The sequence below is a fragment of the Pedobacter sp. Leaf41 genome, assembly GCF_001422545.1.
Taxonomy (GTDB): domain Bacteria; phylum Bacteroidota; class Bacteroidia; order Sphingobacteriales; family Sphingobacteriaceae; genus Pedobacter.
This window is the reverse complement of record NZ_LMLE01000013.1, coordinates 1-17990: the sequence shown is the minus strand read 5'-3', so window position 1 is coordinate 17990 and position 17990 is coordinate 1. Positions and strand designations below refer to the sequence as shown.

General features: G+C 39.1%; 8 protein-coding genes. 3 read left to right on the top strand and 5 right to left on the bottom strand.

Going from position 1 to position 17990, the window contains the following annotated elements:
- The first annotated feature begins 166 nt into the window (after nucleotides 1-166).
- The 3 genes from ASE92_RS20140 (at nucleotide 167) to ASE92_RS20130 (ending at nucleotide 7489) form a co-directional block, all read left to right on the top strand.
- Nucleotides 167-3193 (top strand): DUF2723 domain-containing protein, encoded by a 3027-nt coding sequence (locus ASE92_RS20140; protein WP_056851929.1) that lies wholly within the window; start codon nucleotides 167-169, stop codon nucleotides 3191-3193.
- Between the two features lie 226 nt (nucleotides 3194-3419).
- Nucleotides 3420-6461, top strand: a complete 3042-nt coding sequence (locus ASE92_RS20135) for a DUF2723 domain-containing protein (protein WP_056851928.1) — start codon at nucleotides 3420-3422, stop codon at nucleotides 6459-6461.
- A gap of 473 nt (nucleotides 6462-6934) precedes the next feature.
- The gene (locus tag ASE92_RS20130; protein WP_056851927.1) at nucleotides 6935-7489 is read left to right on the top strand and encodes a transposase; all 555 of its coding nucleotides are present in this window, start codon (nucleotides 6935-6937) and stop codon (nucleotides 7487-7489) included.
- Between the two features lie 459 nt (nucleotides 7490-7948).
- On the opposite strand, the gene ASE92_RS20125 is transcribed toward ASE92_RS20130, so the two are convergent.
- The 5 genes from ASE92_RS20125 to ASE92_RS20105 all read right to left on the bottom strand — a co-directional run bounded on the left by ASE92_RS20125 (nucleotide 7949) and on the right by ASE92_RS20105 (nucleotide 17404).
- A complete protein-coding gene (locus tag ASE92_RS20125; protein WP_082455145.1) occupies nucleotides 7949-8911 on the bottom strand; it encodes an acetyl-CoA carboxylase carboxyltransferase subunit alpha in 963 nt (320 codons plus the stop codon).
- A 681-nt stretch (nucleotides 8912-9592) separates the two neighbouring features.
- On the bottom strand, nucleotides 9593-11152 hold the full coding sequence (locus ASE92_RS20120; protein ID WP_056851926.1) for a S10 family peptidase: 1560 nt from the start codon (nucleotides 11150-11152) through the stop codon (nucleotides 9593-9595).
- A 126-nt stretch (nucleotides 11153-11278) separates the two neighbouring features.
- Complete coding sequence (locus ASE92_RS20115; protein ID WP_235527409.1) at nucleotides 11279-12859, bottom strand: SusD/RagB family nutrient-binding outer membrane lipoprotein; 1581 nt, start codon at nucleotides 12857-12859, stop codon at nucleotides 11279-11281.
- Between the two features lie 19 nt (nucleotides 12860-12878).
- On the bottom strand, nucleotides 12879-16154 hold the full coding sequence (locus ASE92_RS20110; protein ID WP_235527408.1) for a SusC/RagA family TonB-linked outer membrane protein: 3276 nt from the start codon (nucleotides 16152-16154) through the stop codon (nucleotides 12879-12881).
- Between the two features lie 185 nt (nucleotides 16155-16339).
- Nucleotides 16340-17404, bottom strand: a complete 1065-nt coding sequence (locus ASE92_RS20105; protein ID WP_056851924.1) for a FecR family protein — start codon at nucleotides 17402-17404, stop codon at nucleotides 16340-16342.
- Nucleotides 17405-17990 lie beyond the last annotated feature (586 nt).

Here is a 17990-nt window from a genome sequence, read left to right as displayed (position 1 = left end):
TTTTGCAAGAGTGATTTTAAAATATTTTTAATTTCTCTCCTACTGTTCCTTCTTGCGTTGCAAAGATAAAAAAATCATCATATCGCATGCAACATTTTATTTTTTTCTACGACTTTTTTAAGTGAGAACCACTTAAATCATTTATTATCAAAGACTAAATTTTACTATGAACTACGCTAAAATTAACACCATCACGGGTTGGCTATGCTTTTTAGTTGCCGCTACAGCCTATATTCTAACTTTAGATCAATCGGTAAGCTTTTGGGATTGTGGCGAATTCATCGCCTCTGCCTTCCGGATGCAAGTGGTTCATCAACCTGGCGCCCCCATCGTTTCCATGATTCAACGTCTATTTTCTACCCTCGCTTTCGGCGATAAAACGATGGTTGCATATTTCATGAATTTAGCATCTGCATTGGCAAGTGCCGGCACCATTTTATTTTTATTCTGGACAATTACTGCCTTGGCTAAAAAAACTATCATCAAAAACGGCGAAGAAATCACTACATCAAAAACCATCAGCATTATTGGCGCTGGTTTGGTTGGTGCTTTAGCCTATGCATTTTCAGATAGTTTTTGGTTTTCGGCAGTAGAGGCTGAGGTTTATGCCATGTCATCGCTATGCACAGCGATAGTTTTTTGGGGAATTCTGAAATGGGAATCGCAAGCCCAGGACGCAAAAGCAGACAGGTGGTTGCTGTTCGTGGCGTATATCATGGGGCTTTCTATTGGTGTACACTTGTTAAATCTCTTAGCCATTCCTGCTTTAATCTTAGTATATTACATCAAGAAATATCCAAAGCCAAGCTGGCAAGGCATCATTAAAGTTTTGATAATATCAATCTGCGCATTGGCCTTTGTTCAATTTGGAATTATCCAATACCTGATCTCCTCTGCGGCAAACTTCGATTATTTCTTTGTGAACAACCTCGGTTTAAGTTTCGGCACCGGTATCTTTTTCTTTGCTATTTTAGTTATTGGTAGTTTAAGCTATGGGATAATTTACGCTATCCGCAAGCAAAAAAGAGCAATGAACTTAATAATGCTTTTTACCACGCTGTTGATTTTTGGCTACAGTTCATTTGCCATTTTAATCATTAGAGCACATGCGAAACCAAACCTTAACAATACCAATCCAGAAAATGCTTTTAACTTTTTGAGTTATGTAAACCGATCTCAATATGGTGATCGCCCATTACTTTACGGCGAAAATTACAACTCTGAGAAAATCGACATCAAAGAAACCGGGCAGCTCTACAGAAAAGGGAAAGATAAATATGAATCTGCCGGCACTAAATCAGAATATGTTTTTGCTGATAAAACATTGGCTCCGCGGATGTATAGCGATAAAGCAGAACATGCTAACTTCTACAAAAACTACATGGGTTTTGATGATTCCTATAAGCCAACTTTGAGCGATAATTTAAGTTATATGTTCTCTTTTCAAACCGGCCAAATGTACATGCGCTATTTTATGTGGAATTTTGTGGGTAGACAAGATAATCAAGATGGGCAGTTGGGCGGGAGAAATGGTGCCTGGTTAAGCGGGGTTAAACCGCTTGATGCATTAAGATTGGGTGATCAAACCAATTTGCCCCCTTCAATTACTGAAAACAAAGCTTACAACAGGTTCTTCTTTTTACCATTGATTATTGGTTTAATCGGGGCCATTTGGCATTTTAAACGAAACCAGAAAGACGCTGGCATTATTGGATTGCTTTTCGTTTTCACAGGCGTGGCCATTGTAATTTACCTCAACTCGGTGCCTATCGAACCACGTGAAAGAGATTATGCTTATGTAGGCTCATTCTACGCTTTCGCAATTTGGATCGGACTCGGCGTATTTGGTTTGAAAGATTGGGTTTTCCAGAAGCTTTCGCCAACCAAGGCAAGCATTTTCGCTTCTTTAATTGCCCTTTTATCCGTTCCTGTACTCATGGCCTCGCAAGGCTGGGACGACCACGACCGTTCTGAAAGCCACGTAGCACATGATATGGCTGTGAATTACTTAAAATCTTGTGCGCCAAACGCTATTCTTTTTACCTATGGCGATAACGATACCTATCCGGTTTGGTATGCACAAGAGGTAGAAAATGTTCGTCCCGATGTACGGGTAGTAAACTTAAGTTTGTTTACTGCCGATTGGTATATAGATGGAATGAAACGGAAGCAGAACCAATCTGCACCGCTGCCGTTAACTATAAAACCTGAACAGTATGTAGCCGGAACACGGGATGTAATGTATTACCAAGACTATAAAATTGCAAACCCGGTAGAACTAAAAGATATTTTGGAAGTTTTGCTTTCTGATAATGACCATGACAAGGCAACCATGAGTGATGGCTCGAAATACAATATATTGCCAACTAAAAACTTAAAACTCACTGTTAATCCGAAGCAGGTTTTAGATACCGGAACAGTGCCAAAAGAAGATGCGGGTAGAATTGCAAGCGCCATGGAGTGGACTTATGAGGGTAATTATGTAAGTAAAGGAACTTTGGCTTTATTCGATCTTTTAACGCATAACAATTGGGAACGGCCGATCTATTTTACAACTGCCATGCCGAAAGATCAATACATTGGTTTAGACAAATACCTTTACACCGAAGGGCTTAATAAGCGATTGCTTCCATTAAAACCAAAGCGTTTGGAAACCGAAAATGATGAATTAATCAATCCAAAGCCAATGTTTGATAATTTGATAAGCGTTTATAGCTATGGTAACATTAAACACGCCAACCACCTGGATAGACAATCGGCAGATGATGTTACTTATGTTTCGAATATGTTTGGTGGCTTGTTAAGCACCCTGATTAATCAAGGCAAAACCATCGAAGGCACCCAGGTGGCGAACAAATATTTTGAGGTCATTCCTGAAAAATTTTATACCATGCGCCAGGTAGTAAGTTCATTTTATATTACGGAAAGCCTTTATAGATTGAACGATTTGAACAGAGCAAATCAGATGATCAATAAATCAGCAAGCCACATTAATAAGGAACTCGCTTATTTAGCTGATGTCTCTGAAAGCAAAAGCCAACTCGTATCTGAGCAAGATGTTCGCATTTACCTTACCTATCTTGCACAGATGGTGCGGTTGACAGAAACATTTAAACAAAAGGAATTAAGCAAAAAACTAGAAAATCAATATAATAATCTAATCGGTCGTTTTAGTCCATTTGCTTCAAGTTAGGTTCTCATCTTTCAAAACTGAACCCGTAAACGAGATATTCAATCCAGTTTATGGGTTTTTGTATTTATTTAAATTAAAAGTAGATTAATATAGTGAATGCAAATGATAGCTAAGCCGTTAAAATTTGTTAAATCAATCCAATAATTTACCTGTTTTATCGACTAGAATAGTTAATTTCGGCAGCATTTTTATGTGAAAACATTTTTTAATATCATCAAACAACCCAATGAATTATTCAAAAGTCAATAATATAGTCGGCTGGATCTGCTTTTTAATTGCCACAATAACTTACGTTTTAACTCTTGAACCATCAGCAAGTTTCTGGGATTGCGGTGAATTTATCGCCTCAGCATTTAGAATGCAGGTTGTTCACCAACCAGGAGCACCATTATTTTTGATGATTCAACGCTTCTTTTCTGTTTTCGCCGCAGGCGATTTAACCAGAATTGCTTACTGGATGAATATTGGCTCGGCTATTTGTAGTGCCGCCACCATCCTATTCTTATTCTGGACCATCACCGCTTTGGCCAAGAAAACAGTTTTAAAAGCAGGAGATGAACTGACCACTGGAAAACTGATCAGTATTATGGGTGCTGGTGCTGTAGGTGCCTTAGCCTATACATTTTCTGATAGTTTTTGGTTTTCGGCAGTTGAATCTGAAGTTTATGCGCAATCTTCATTGTTTACAGCAATCGTTTTTTGGGCAATCTTGAAGTGGGAAGCTCATGCGGATGAGCCAAAAGCCGACCGTTGGCTGCTTTTCATAGCCTATATTATGGGTTTATCAATCGGAATTCACTTATTAAACTTACTTACCATACCAGCCTTAGCTTTTATTTATTACTTTAAAAGAACAGGCAAAGCCACAACTTCTGGAATTATAAAAACTCTGGTAGTTGGGATTTTAATTTTGGCGGTGATCCAATACGGAATTATCCAGTACCTGGTTTCATTTGGTGCTTACTTCGATTTATTCTTTGTGAATACTTTAGGATTAGGCTTCGGAACTGGTGTTCTATTTTTCGCTATTTTAGTGATTTCGGCCTTGGTTTGGGGGATTCGTTACTCCATCAAACACCAAAAAAAGTTATTAAACTTAGGCTTAATTTCTACGGTATTAATCATTTTCGGCTATGCTTCTTTCTCAATGATTATCATCAGAGCAAAAGCAGACCCGAACTTAAATAACAGTGCTCCGAAAGATGCATTCTCCTTTTTGAGTTATTTAAATCGTGAGCAATATGGCGATAGACCTTTAGCTTATGGTCCAAATTATAATTCGGAACGAACTGGAATTAAAGAAGGCGGAAAAACAATTTGGAGAAAAGGAAACGAAAAATACGAGAAAGCTGGTGTAAAAACCGATTATGAGTACAATAACAACACTTTATTGCCGCGTATGTATAGCGATGACGCCAGACATGCTGCCTTTTATAAAGAATGGATGCGTTTAGATGATGCTAAAGTTCCAAACTTGGTTGATAACGTAGGCTTTTTATTCAGTTATCAAATTGGTTATATGTATATGCGTTATTTCATGTGGAATTTCGCTGGTCGCCAGAACGACGAACAAGGCCAGGGCAGTGGCCACGAAGGAACCTGGATTAGCGGGATTAAGCCAATTGATGCCATGTTAAGGGGCGATCAAACTAATTTACCGCCATCTACGGTGGATAACAATGCATATAACCGTTTCTTCTTTTTGCCATTAATTATGGGGATTATTGGGGCATTATGGCACTTCAAACGCAACCAAAAGGATGCTGGCGTTGTGGCATTATTGTTCTTCTTTACAGGTATTGCCATTGTTTTATATCTAAATCAAAAGCCTTTAGAACCTCGTGAACGTGATTACGCTTACGTAGGATCTTTTTATGCTTTTGCCATTTGGATCGGTCTCGGTGCTTTGGCCATAAAAGAATGGGTATTTAAAAAGCTGTCAGCAACAAATGGCGCTGTGGCGGCAACCGTAATTGGTTTATTGGCCGCTCCCGTAATTATGGCTCAACAAGGTTGGGATGATCACGATCGTTCTACCAAAATGGTTCCGCATGATATTGCCTTAGATTACTTAGAATCTTGTGCCCCAAATGCCATCCTGTTTACTTATGGCGATAATGACACTTATCCGCTCTGGTATATCCAGGAAGTAGAAAATGTGCGTCCTGATATTCGTATAGTAAACCTAAGTTTGTTTGATACCGATTGGTACATCAATGGCGCCAGAAAAAAACAAAATGAATCTGCACCGCTACCAATTACAATGAAACCAGAGCAATATGTTCAGGGTGAGCGTGATGTAATGCCTTACGATGATTATAAAATTGCTGGTGCGGTAGAATTGAAAAACATTGTGGATCTCTTATTATCAAATGATGATAATGATAAGGTTGCGATGCAGGATGGCACTAAATCAAATTTCTTGCCTACTAAAAACTTCAAAATTACAATTGATCCTAAACAAGTGTTAAGCACAGGTACAGTTAGCGCAGCCAACGCTTCGAAAATTGTTCCTGAAATGACCTGGACTTTCAACAAAGGTTACGTTACAAAAGGTACACTGGCGATGCTTGATATTTTGGCGCATAACGATTGGAAACGTCCAATTTATTTTGCTTCGACCGTTCCTTCAGAACAATACAATGGTTTAGATAAATATTTGTATAGTGAAGGTTTAGCATTACGTTTAATGCCTTTACAACCTGATACAACAACAGCGGAAGAGAGAGCAGAACAATTGAATACACCTGTATTGTATAACAACGTAATGACTAAATTTAAATGGGGTAACATGAAAAATGCTACTTATTTAGATCCACAATCATCTGACGATACCTTTATCTTTACTAATATTTTCAGTAACCTAGCTGGAAGTTTGATTAAGGAAGGTAAAACCGCCGAAGCTAAAAAAGTGGTAGATAAGTATTATGAAGTAATGCCTCAGAAATTTTATGGCATTCGTACAGTTGTTGTTAAATTTTACATGGCCGAAAACTTGTACAAGCTTGGTGAAACCGCAAGGGCCAAAGAAATCTTAACTCAATCTGGCGATTATATCAATAAAGAGTTAACCTATCTAGCGGATCTTTCCGCATCGAAAGGTTTAACAGGATCACAAAATGTGCAAACTGGGTTATACTATCTGGATAGAATGATTAGGACAGCTAAAGCAAATGGACAAACCAAAGTGAGCACACAGCTGGAGAAGATATTCACTGGTTTAGAGGCGAAATTCTCAGCTTACTATTCGCAACAAGCGCCACAGTAAATTAGTTCTCAAAATACTTTCAAGCAGCTGCATTTAATTGTAGCTGCTTTTTTTATGGATTGTCGAGTGGTTATTAGGTCTGCGCTCATTTTTAACGAGCGCATTCTAGCTTTACGATTCTATCGTAGAATACGATTAGCTATTTACACGCTCGTTTGGAAACGAGCGTGGCCGTGCACTTTAAAAATTACGTTCTAGGCGCTTGCGCTCATTTCTAACGAGCGCATTCTAGCTTTACGATTCTATCGTAGAATACGATTAGCTATTTACACACTAATTTGGAAACGAGCGTGGGCGTGCACGGTAAAAATTACGTTCTAGGCACTTGCGCTCATTTCTAACGAGGGCATTCTAGCTTTACGATTCTATCGTAGAATACGATTATCTATATACACGCTCGTTTGAAAAAAGCGTGGGCATGGAGCTATATTTTGTTTTAAAATTTTATCGTAAAAATTTATAGATTTAAGTATATGTCTGATCAATATACTGCTCGAGATCCTGACGGGATTTATTTCTTGACCTTTACCATTGTAGATTGGGTTGATATTTTTACACGACAATCTTATAAAGAAATCATAATGGATTCTTTGAGGTATTGTCAATCATATAAAGGATTGAGGCTGTTCGCATTCTGTTTAATGACAAATCATATCCATCTTATTGCGTCAACATCAGGAAAAGATAAATTATTTGCAATTATAAGGGACTTTAAAAAATTTACTAGTCGAGCACTTATTAAGGAAATAGAAAATGGGGAAGAAAGTCGTAAGAAATGGTTGTTAAACAAGTTTGAGTTTGCAGGCAAATACTTAGAGCGGATTGAAAATTACAAAGTTTGGCAGGATGGATACCATGCTGTTGAATTGACGTCGAATGATTTCACCTATCAAAAGCTTAACTATATTCACCAAAATCCGGTTAAAGCTGGAATAGTTTCAGAGCCGGAACATTATATATACAGTTCAGCCTCAAATTATTCAGGGTTAAGTGGAATTATTGATATTGAGTTATTAGAAGTCTATTAATCGACTTCCATTTATCCTGTGCTTGTGCTCATTTGGAAACGAGCACTCTCCATCGTAGAATACGATTAGCTATTTACACACTCCTTTGGAAACGAGCGTGGGCAAATGAAGACTAGCCCTCTTATCTTTTAGCGCCTGCGCTCGTTTCTAACGAGCGCATTATAGCTTTACGATTCCATCGTAATATACGATTGCCTATTTACACGCTTGTTTGGATACGAGCGTGGGCACCCAAAAGGTAGCATTCTTATCTTTTAGCGCCTGCGCTCGTTTCTAACGAGCGCATTATAGCTTTACGATTCCATCGTAATATACGATTGCCTATTTACACACTCGTTTGGAAAAGAGCGTGAGCGTGTGTGGGCATGGCAACAAAACGAAGGTATCCATGAAACCAATAATCCAAAAAAAAATCCCGTTTAGCGATGCTAAACGGGATTCAAAAATTATTTTTAATGATTATTCATTTACAACGCCCATTTCACAGAACTTTTCAATTCTTTGCTCAATCATTTTATCCGTTTTCAGCTTACCTAAAGCAGCCAAATCCTTTATAAGGTATTCTTTCAGCGTTTGACCCATTAATTCAGGATCTTGATGAGCTCCTCCAAGTGGTTCTGGAATAATACCGTCGATTAATTTGTTGCCAAACATATCATCAGAAGTTAACTTCAAACATTCAGCAGCTTTCTCTTTAAAATCCCAGCTTCTCCAAAGAATTGAAGAGCAAGACTCTGGTGAAATAACCGAATACCAAGTATGCTCAAGCATATAAACTTTATCGCCGATACCAATACCTAAAGCGCCGCCAGATGCACCTTCACCAACAACAATACAAATAATGGGCACACGAAGCACCGACATTTCTAATAAGTTGCGGGCAATTGCCTCACCCTGACCACGTTCTTCAGCTTCCAAACCAGGGTACGCACCCATTGTATCGATAAAAGAAACCACCGGTTTGTTAAACTTCTCTGCCAAACGCATTAAACGTAAAGCTTTGCGGTAGCCTTCAGGGTTGGCCATACCGAAATTACGAAACTGGCGTTCTTTGGTGTTTTTACCTTTTTGGTGCCCGATAACCATTACCGTTTGACCGTTTATGGTAGCAAAACCGCCGATAATTGCCTTATCATCTTTAACTGTCCTATCGCCATGTAGCTCAATAAAATCATCACAAATCATGCTGATGTAATCGAGTGTTTGCGGACGATCGGGATGACGGCTCATTTGAACCTTATTCCAGCCAGTTAAATTTTTATATAAATTGTTGGTGGTTTCTTCTAATTTGCCATCAAGCTCGTCTAACGTGGCAGACATATCTACCTTTGTTTTATCGGCAACTTGTTTAACCTTTTCTATCTGCTGAACTAAATCTGCAATAGGTTTCTCAAAATCGAATGATGTTTTTATTTGCTGCATAATTGAACCACAAAAATAAGTAATTATTTTTAGTTTGCGGTCAACAGTTTTTTGTTTCGCTCCTGCTAGCTAAATAACGCGATGATGAATTGCATTTTGATTATGATTTGGAAAGCAATGACAGTAAATAATCGTCTTGGTCCCGCCCTGCTCTATCTCCTACCGATGAAGAATCGGTATCCGGCCGATCAGGTTTAGGTGGCAACACCTGGATAAAGATCGACGAAGACCATGAAACGTTCCTACGGAACAAAATAATTATCACACCTAATTTTGCTACCGAGGAAACGTCCCGCTGGGACGAGAAGGTAGCAAGAAACAGTTATCTGATGTTCACTTACTTACCCTTACAAGGAAAAGTGAATTGGTTATTTGCTTTCGAAGCATATGGTAAGGTTAACTGTTAATTTCGCTGAATAATATCCCTGAAAGCTCGACATTAACTGGCCAAACTTTACTAGCCCTGATTGAAGCGAAAATACTTTTTTGATGGTTTCTGTTCGATTTTCCACAACAATTACACAAAAAAGATTGAAGCGCAAAGCAGGACCAACATAAATAGTTGTACTGACTTTGCGCTTCAAATAATGTTATCTCGAAGACTAACTTTGCATATAGCGATTGAGAATTCATACTTGATCTGCGTATGATCTTAAAATCCCTAAAACCTAAAAATCCTGGTTAAAACTTCGCCGCTTCACCTGCTTTTGGCAATGCTTTTTTGATAAACTCCCTGATATGATTATTGGAATTTTTCAAATCTTCTTTACGCAGGTACATCATGTGCCCGCTACGGTAGCCTTCCCAACTCATGCGATCTTGAAATTTACCCGCAGCATCTAATTGCCACATGCTGTATTTTGCATTGAAGTAGTCGCAAGCACCATCGTAGTAACCCGATTGCACCAATAAATGTAAATAAGGGTTTTGCGCCATCGCCTGGCGAAGGTTATCACCGGTTTGGTCGCCACTTCGATCCCAGGGATAAACCGAGCCAAACATGTTATACTTTAAATCGGTTTTGTAGTTAAGCTCGGTCCGGATGTACATGTTAATGGCTGGCGTAAAAGAATGCAGCCATGAAGTAAGCTCTGCATTATAATCCGGCCCCTCACCAGCACTCATTTTATCGATTCCGCGATAGCGGGAATCTAAACGGCCAACAGTAAATCCCTTGTCTCTCATCAGTTCTTTCCAGAAAAAATTTGTTGGCACATTCAAGTTATAGTCTATTATTACTTTTTCTGATAAGCCAGAATAACGGGCCATTTTCGCTGCAATAGCTTTCTTTTTTTCAGCACTCAACATGCTGCCTTGAGAAATTGCGGGAATCACCTCATTGATAGTGAAATTTTCCACATCAGGCAACATTGCCGTTAAATCTTTAGATTGCAAATCCTGAGGCAACAATTTGTGATACCATGCAGTTGCGGCAAAATAAGGCAAACGTAAAGCCGCTTCAACTGGCCCGCCACGCTCTATTCCCAGTTCTGTTGGCGAAACTAAAACTACCCCATTTAAATACATCCACTGGTTATTCTGAAGCTCTAAAGCCAAACCTGAAACACGGGTGGTTCCGTAGCTTTCACCAATTAAAAATTTCGGCGATGCCCAGCGGTTGTTTCTGGTTACAAAGGTGTTGATCCATTCTGCCAGATATTTAATATCGGCTTTTACACCAAAAAATTTATTGGTTGGAATATCTTTACTTACTGCCCGAGAATAACCCGTGTTTACCGGATCGATGTAAACGATATCCGCAACATCCAGAATAGAGTAAGGGTTTTCTTTGTAGCCATATGGCTGAACCGGGTAACCTTCATCATCAATGTTTAACACCACCGGACCAGTATAAGCGATGTGCATCCAAACTGAGGCAGAGCCGGGGCCACCATTGAAAGAGATTACCAACGGTCTTTTATCGCGGTTAGAAACATCACTTCTTTCGTAATAGGTATAAAATAACCCTGCTATGGGTTTTCCATCCTCATCCCAAACGGGAAGGGTACCAGTAGTTGCTTTGTAAGGAACTGCTTTGCCATCGATATTTACAGAATGATTGGTAATCACCGAACTTTCGACCTTTATAGTCCGTTCATTAGCTATTGATTTAGGCTCTTCTTTTACTGTAACCTGAGTTGAGGTAACAGTTTCTTTTGACTGGTTTCTTTTCGGGCTTTGCTGAGCATAAGTAGCTATGCCTGAAAGTAAAAAAATGCTTAGTAAAAATCTGGATTTCATTTAGTTGAGTTTGGTTCATAAATATCAAGTTAAACTGCCGTTAATCAAAAACCTCATTAGAAATGTTACTCAAAAAAAACCGGTGCCAAAATAAATGACACCGGTTTTAAAAGCTTTCAAAGCTGTTTATTTATCCCACCAAACTCTTCCAACCAATTTATCGCCACCCGGAACCGCTGCTGACGCTGTTTTGTAATTTGCAGCGTTAGATACGCCTTCTATTAAAGGATAAGGGAACCTCCGCGGAATTGAGCCGCCTGTATTGGTATTTGGGTAAACAATTGGAACCAGTGCAGGTAATCCGGTTCTTCTCCAGTTCGACCACGTTTCGTAAAAATCCAACATGGTAATGGTGTGCGCCCAATATTGCGTAGAAATCATTTCTAAACCATTAGCTGCAACATAGGGATGAGCAGTTAAATAGGCAGCAGCATCGCCGGCATTTAAAGCCATGGATGGATCAAACTGAGATAGATAAGTCATAGCGGCGGTAACGCCGGCATTATAGTGTGCAGCTGCCGAGCCACCAATATTGAAGCGTTGTGCGGCTTCTGCCCAAAGTAATTCAGTTTCTGCATAGGTAAGAATAATGGTATTTCCATCTCTTTTTAACATGCCTGGATTAGGAGAAGAATAATCGGTAAAATCAGTATAAGAAGCATCCTGACGGACATCTCTGCCTGCAATACCACTTAAATCTTTACCATTTGGCATCCCTTTTTGAACAGATGCAGTTGTAATAAAAGCAGAGTTTTGCGCTTTTGTTACATCTGTTAAATAAAGCTTCGTTACTGCAACTTTACCCAAACGCGGATCGTTATTGGCTTTTAAATAATTGATGAAAGTACTGCTCCATCGGGTATAAAAATTCTCCTGACCACCATCGCCCAATAACACCTGTGCGGCTCTGTTTTGGGTAACCCTGCCGCCATTTGCATCATGTTTAAATAGGGCATTATCGGCATCGCCAGTCATGGTTTTACCAACAGCTTTTGTAATATAACTTTGTGCTAAAGTTGCATCAGCTTTCGTTAATCTCATTGCCATGCGCAACATTAAACTGGCAGCAAAACGCTTCCATTTGTTTACATCACCACCATAGATCAAATCGCCCGTTACTGCATCACCACCAGCTGTAAGCGCTGTTCCTGCTTCATCAACTTCCTTCAGGAGATCCGCATAAATGGCCTGTTGTGCATCATATTTTGGATATAAATTTCCTGTGTAATATCCTTTACCAGCATCGAAATACGGAATATCGCCATACAAATCCGTCAACCGTTGAAACATTAGCGCTTTCCAGATTCTACCAATTTGGTGTACATTATTATACTGCGCTTTCCCTTTGGTAAACTCAACCAAATCTGCTGCATATTTTATTTGATCAGGATAAGCTTTTTCCCAATAGGCGGCGGTGTAGCCCTCATTCAGCATGTATTTATCACCAGCCCAATAGCCAATTACTGATGACATGCCCTGCATCATTGTTGAGGCATAAATCAGGTTACCACGCCAGGTTTCATAAGCAAAATCTACACTGCCAGTATAATTCAATTGGGCTGTTGATAATAAATAATTTGGGTTAAATTGTTCTTGATTTACCGATAAAGGATCGGTGTTAATTTTTTCGAAGTTTTTAGTACAGCTTGTTATTAGCGCCAGGCCTGATAATAGAAGTGGTACGTATAATTTTATGATCGTTCTCATTTTCAATTCTTTTTAAAGATTATAACTTAACACTTAAATTTAAACCATAGGTACGCACTGGTGGAACGCCACCCAGTTCCATCCCAGGAATGGTTGCGTTATAGCTGGATTCGGGATCGATATTATCGGTTTTCTTCATTAAGATGAACAGATTACGCCCTACAAAACTTACGTTTAAGCCTTTAATTTTGTTATTAAAAACCTTTGCTGGAAAGTTATATCCCAATATAAATTGACGGAACTTGATGAAACTGGCATCTTGCACAAACTGTTTAGAAACATTGTTGGCATAAGTGCCGTAATAATTTGCTGCACCAACACCTAATTGATCACGGCTTTCTAAGGTAGCTTGGTGTAAACCAAAAACATAGCCATAATAATCTGTTGCTGAGAAGATTTTACCGCCCCATTTCCCATCAATTAAGAAAGAGAGATTTACGCCTTTATAATTAAATTCGTTATTCCAGCCAGCAGTCCATTTATGATATGCCGAACCATAGTCTTTTAATTCTCCACGTTGTGGAACACCATTCGTATCTCTTACAATATTTCCGTTTGCATCGTACTGAAAATCGTAAGCCATAATTTGTGCAATAGGCTTACCTTCTAAATTTTGAAGAAAACCAACGTTACTGCGTGACGTTGCCAAGGGCTGCGATGCCGTTCCAGGAGCAAGCGTAAGTACCATATTATTATTACGAGATCCGTTGATGCTTGATGTCCAGCTAAAATCCTGATTTTTTAATATTATTCCAGAAACCAATGCTTCAATACCCCGATTTCTTAGTTGACCAATATTTAACACCGCACCATTGTATCCTGTTGTGGTCGAAGTTGGCACATCGATAATTTCATCTTTTGATTTTTTGTTATACCAGGTGAAATCAACATTTAAACGATCTCCGAAAAATCTCAACTCCGTTCCAATTTCTAACTCGGTTGCACTTGATGCAAATAAAGAAGCGTTCGGAATTGCGCCGTTAACAATATTACCCAGCGGATTATTGTTGATGGACTCGCTCCGTAAATTGTAATACAATTGCGTTTGAAAAGGACTGGTAGCCTGACCAACCATCGCATAACCTGCTCTTAATTTACCAAAGCTTAAGAAAGATGGTTTCCATAATTCCGAAAAAACAAATGATCCACTAACAGCCGGGTAAACGGTGTTTAGTTTATTGTCTCTTCCAGGAGTTGCCAATGTAGAAAACCAATCACTGCGGGCACTTCCTGTTAAGTATAAGATATCTTTATAAGTAACTTCCAGCGTACCATAGATGGATTGTGTTTCCTGATCTTGTTTATAGGCAGAAACAGATTTTCCACCCGTATTGGCCAAAGTATAAATTCCGAAAAGCTGGAAATTCGCACCACTATTGGTTATCCCTTCACTATGCGTTCTGCGGTAGCTGGCGCCAATATTGGGCGTGATAGAGATGTCATCAATTTTGAATGATTTACCAATTAAACCATCCACGTTGATATCAGAAAATTTACTGTTTTGTTCGGTATATCCTCCATCAACATCATAAGCGGTGCCAGATGGCGTAACTGCAATGTAGGTATCTTTATAAGAATCTCTTCCGGCTCTGGCTTGCAAAAACAATCCATTATCAAAAGTATATTTCGCACTTACCGAACTTAACAAACGTTCCCTATTGGTATCATGTATAAAATCGTTTGCAGCGAACCAAGGATTTGTAGCATACGGATTGCCTGTATTGTAAGAAAGTTCATTTCCATCGGGCTTTTTGCCTGGTTGTAATGTGGCGATGTTTACACTGGTTGGCAAAAATGCTGCATTGTAATTGGCATTACCTGCCCCATCTGATAACATCGGACGGTTTTTTGCCTGCTCTAAAATGTAGTTTACACGGGCATCAATCACCAGGTTTTTAATCGGATCGAATGTGCTCGACAACGTAAAGTTCTGTCTGTTTAAACCTGAATTTGGCACCACCGAACGATTCGTTAAATCACTTGCAGATAAACGAATTATTCCACCTGTAAACGATTTGTTCAAAGCCAAAGTGTTTGTCCAGCTGCCACCAGTTCTGTAAAAGTCTTCGATATTATCCTGTTGCGCTGAATACGGCCTGCTTACCCCGTCAAACTGAATGACGCTTGATCCGTCAAGAGGCGCACCCCAGCTTGAGCTTCCTGTAGAAGCCGCAGCCAATTGTGTGGTGGGTTTCTGTCCGTTTACCCCCTGCCCGTAAACATATTGCCAGTTGGTTCTGTCCATTACCTGCTCTGCAACATAATTACTGCTAAACTCAATGCTGTTTCCTTTACCACTTTTTGTGGTGATCAAGATTACACCTGCTTTAGCCCGGTTACCATATAACGCTGATGCTGCAGCTCCTTTTAATACTGAAATGCTCTCGATATCATCAGGATTGATGTTGCTAATGGCATCTCCCAAATCTGGTGCATTATCGTATTGCCCGCCGTTGTTTCCAATGCCAATGGTGCTTTTATATCCTACCGGAGAGTTTTCCATCGGTATCCCGTTCACCACATAAAGGGGCTGACTTGAAGGACCCATGCTCGAAACACCACGAATAGTGACATTGGTAGCCGCTCCCGCTCCTCCCGAAGTTCCGGCAATATCTAAACCCGCAACTTTACCTACTAACGAATTGGTGATGTTATTTTCTCTGGCTTGCGTTAAAGTTTCGCCAGAAAGCTGCGTAACCGAATAACCAAGTGCCCTTCTTTCTTTCTTAATACCCAATGCAGTTACCACTACATCAGTAAGTTGTTTGGTATCTTCAACCAATGTGATACTGATTGTCGTTTGGCTTCCGATAGCAACTTCTTTAGTTTGAAACCCCGCATAAGAAACGACTAAAAGAGCATTTTCTGGAGCATTTAAAGTAAATTTGCCATTAATATCGGTAGAGGTTCCAATTCCTGTTCCTTTAACGCGAACGCTTGCACCTGGCAATGCACCTCCTGAAGCATCTTTGATTGTACCGGTAATGGGTACTTCTTTATTCCTGCTAATGACGATTAAACCGCCATCAGAAACAGAATATTTTAGGTTTGTTCTGTTTAAAATAGCGGCTAAAACATCAGTAACCAAAGTATTGGTTACGGTGATGCTTACATCTTTATTTACCGGGACATAAGAGGCGCTATACACAAAATGGTAGCTGCTCTGCTGTTCGATAATCTGTAAAACCTTACCTAATTTCGTTTTCTTTACATCAAGGGATATTTTTTCCTGAGAAAACACCGATGCAGAAACATTCAGGCAAGTAATGAAAACCATAATACAGGCCAATTTCATTAGCAAAATGAATTTTAAGAGCTTCCGTCGAAGCGGATGCCCTTGCAGTAAGTAATAATTAATCATATTTTTGTTTTTTTGGTTGCATAAGTTATTGGCAGCAATCTGTTTGCGCATAAACTGCCATTAATTAATCAAAGAAGAAATATTAAGGGCGGTGCTCCAACACCGTCCTTTTTTTATTCTTATTTTGAGATGATCACCTCATTTCCTTTTATCTCATATTTAAAATATTCTACGTTTTGTAATGCTGAAAGAACTTGTTCGATGGTCTCGTTGCTGAATGTAGCAGTGAAACGATACTTTTCAATTTCGCTGTTGGTAAACTTGATTTTGACATTGTACCATTTTTCCAAAACAGTTTTGATTTCGTCAAAATCCTGATCGTAAATTTCAAGGCGATTTTTAGTCCAGGCGGTTTCTACAATTGTGCTGTCTTTTATAACGGTATAATGGTTTATTGCGATTTCTGGCCGTGCCAGCGACGGCTTTGATAACTTGGTTTTTTCAATCGATGGTTGGGTTTTGTAAAACGTTACCTTCTGGCTTGGTTTCAAAGTAATTGTACCTCCATTGCCATTTGCGGCTTCCATTGTAATTAAACCGCGGATCAAAGTCGCTTCGGAAGTGATTTCATCTGGATAAGATTTAACGTTAAATGCTGTACCCAAAACATTGATATCAAAATCGGAAGTATGTACTTTAAAAGGTTTTTCTTTATTATGAACGACATCAAAAAAAGCTTCCCCGATTAGGGTTACTTCTCTTCTATCATGATTAAATCCTTTAAGAATTGAAAGTGTACTTTTTGCATTTAGCAGAACCACCGTTCCATCCTGTAGCTTGATTTTTTTTCTTTCGCCGCTTTTTGTTGCCCAGGTGAACACTTCCTGTGTGGATTCGCCGCTCTTAAGATTACGATAGCTTAAATAAAGTAAAGTGGCCCCTAAAACTACCACAATTGCCGCTGCAATTTTTAGCCATAAAAAAGACCTTATTTTAGTACTTATCACCTGTTGTGGAAACATCTCTTGCTTAAAAGATTCTACTTGTGAATTTAACTGGCGTTTATTTCCACTCAAAATCACATATAATTTCATCGCTTCGGCAATTACTTTCGCCTGCTCCGGGTGGGCATTAATGTACTTCTCCCAATATCCAACACAAAGTTTGTCGGTTCCAGCGCAATATTGCTGAAATGTAGAATCGACAAGGAAATCTTCTGCGTTGAATTTACTTCTATCAACCATTGTTGTTTGCCTTTTATATATCAGTGCCTAAAAGTTTAATTTTTTCCTAAAGAAATTTTAACTTTTTTATAACATTCAGAATAATTGGCCTTCGCAAGCTTGAAAACGAGAAATTAAATGCGAGATAAAGTGCTTCTTTGTTTTTATTATTGTGGAATAAAGAAATCTTTGAATGATATAAACAAATGAAAAAGATCTTTCCACTACGCTACGGTAGGAATGACGGGCCGTGGGAGCTTGCCGGATGAAGCAGCAACGCTTTGATTGAGTGAATGATGGTCGTGCTTTGGCTGAAGGAAAGGCAAGGAACAAATCTTTAGCATGATAGCCTAAATCCATCGTCATTTCGAGCAAAGCCGAGAAATCTTTGAACGATGTAAAATGATCGGAAAAGATCTCTCCACTACGCTGCGCTTCGGTCGAGATGATTGTTATGATCAAAACAACTTTTATGCTACTATTTTATAATTATTTTTAAAAGGCATTCGGCTTTTTACAACAGCAGCTACTCTAAGTATTATTTTGTTCCTGACTGCATTCAGTACAGCCATACTATGCTTGCCTTCATCTTTTTTTCTGTGGTAGT

What these genes read in the sequence shown, in the direction of transcription:
- ASE92_RS20135 (WP_056851928.1), top strand. Translation starts at nt 3,420, where the DNA reads ATGAATTATTCAAAAGTCAATAATATAGTCGGCTGGATCTGCTTTTTA.
- ASE92_RS20125 (WP_082455145.1), bottom strand. Translation starts at nt 8,911, where the DNA reads ATGCAGCAAATAAAAACATCATTCGATTTTGAGAAACCTATTGCAGAT.
- ASE92_RS20120 (WP_056851926.1), bottom strand. Translation starts at nt 11,152, where the DNA reads ATGAAATCCAGATTTTTACTAAGCATTTTTTTACTTTCAGGCATAGCT.
- ASE92_RS20105 (WP_056851924.1), bottom strand. Translation starts at nt 17,404, where the DNA reads ATGGTTGATAGAAGTAAATTCAACGCAGAAGATTTCCTTGTCGATTCT.
- ASE92_RS20140 (WP_056851929.1), top strand. Translation starts at nt 167, where the DNA reads ATGAACTACGCTAAAATTAACACCATCACGGGTTGGCTATGCTTTTTA.
- ASE92_RS20130 (WP_056851927.1), top strand. Translation starts at nt 6,935, where the DNA reads ATGTCTGATCAATATACTGCTCGAGATCCTGACGGGATTTATTTCTTG.
- ASE92_RS20115 (WP_235527409.1), bottom strand. Translation starts at nt 12,859, where the DNA reads ATGAGAACGATCATAAAATTATACGTACCACTTCTATTATCAGGCCTG.
- ASE92_RS20110 (WP_235527408.1), bottom strand. Translation starts at nt 16,154, where the DNA reads ATGAAATTGGCCTGTATTATGGTTTTCATTACTTGCCTGAATGTTTCT.